Consider the following 1438-nt stretch of genomic DNA (forward strand, 5'->3'; position numbering starts at 1 on the left):
GGGCCCCGTTCTCTCCGGACCACGTAACCTCCCGTTTCTTCTTGTATATCGGCTCATGTTCCACGTGGAACGGTTACTTTCCGATGCAGAAAGACGAGAAGATCCCCTCCAGCACCTCCTCTGTCGTTATCTCCCCGATGATCCCTCCCAGAGAGGATGCCGCATCCTTAACCTCGAGGGAAACGAGCTCCGGGGAAAGCTGCTGCTCGATCCCTTTGACGGCTGCTTCGAGGTACCCGGCGGATTGCTCCAGCATCTCCTTCTGCCGCAGGTTGCCCACGTGGACCTCTGCGGACGCCGGATCCTCCTCCCCCAGGATCGCCCGGTACACGCGCTCCTCGAGGAGGTCGATCCCCTCCCCCGTCTTCGCCGATACGGAAACGGAGCCAAAATAGCCCGCCGCTTCCCGGAAGCTCTCACCGGAAACCAGAAGGCCCAGGTCTTTTTTGTTCACCACCAGGATGAACTGCTTTCCCGCCAAGGCCGCCCCCGTCACCCCGTCTTCCGCGGTCAGCTCCCTGCTCCCGTCGACGACGAACAGGACGAGGTCGGCTCCCTCGATTATCTTTCTGGAGCGGCTCACCCCCTCGGTCTCCACGATATCGGATGCTCCCTCCCGTATCCCCGCCGTGTCGATAACCTCGATGGGTATTCCCCTCACGTGCATCACCTCGGATATGTAGTCTCGCGTCGTTCCCGGCCGGGGGGATACGATCGCCCGCTCTTCCCGCAAAAAGGAGTTCAAAATGCTCGATTTCCCCACGTTCGGCTTCCCGATGATGGCTATTTTCGCACCCTCCGCGAGCATCCTTCCGATCCTGAAGGTATCGAGGAGGCCCCCTATGTCTTTCAGCGCACCGGCAAGCAGCTCCCGTATCCCCCCCGCGGAGAGGATCTCCAGCTCCTCCTCGGGAAAATCGACGGCCGCTTCGAGCTGGACCAGGGCCGCAAGGAGCCGGCTCCGTATCCGCAAAACCGCCTCCTTGAGGCCCCCCTCCAGCCGCCTCTGGGCTGCCCGGGCAGCAAGCATCGTGCGCGCCGCGATCAGTTCCTGAACCGCCTCTGCCTGGGAAAGGTCAATTTTTCCCTTTAAAAACGCTCTTTTCGTGAACTCGCCCGGTTCGGCGATCCTCGCTCCCAGGAAGACGGCCCCCTCGCATATCGCCGACATGATGACGGGGTTGCCGTGTGAGGATATCTCGACCACGTCCTCGCCGGTGTAGCTCTCCGGCGACCGGTAGTAGACGACGATCCCCCGGTCGATGAGCTCTCCGTTTCTGGGATCGAAGATCTTCGTGAGGCGTGCATGCCTTGGCTTGACCCCACCCGCGTCCCTTGAAAGGGATGCAAGGATGGAGGGCGCCATTTTGCCGGAAATTCTCACGAGGCCCGCGCCGGAATGACCCGGTGGCGTGATCGGTGCAACAATGGTATCGTC

The 1438-nt window shown here is 61.5% G+C and carries 1 protein-coding gene; it reads right to left on the reverse strand.

Features of this window, described 5'->3' with window-relative positions; genetic code table 11:
* Positions 1 to 73: 73 nt before the first annotated feature.
* Positions 74 to 1438 (reverse strand): tRNA uridine-5-carboxymethylaminomethyl(34) synthesis GTPase MnmE (gene mnmE / locus GTN70_04000; GenBank protein ID NIO16152.1); only part of this gene is annotated, 1365 nt, incomplete at its 5' end.

The sequence above is a fragment of the Deltaproteobacteria bacterium genome (genome assembly GCA_011773515.1).
Classification (GTDB): Bacteria; Desulfobacterota; Deferrimicrobia; order J040; family J040; genus WVXK01.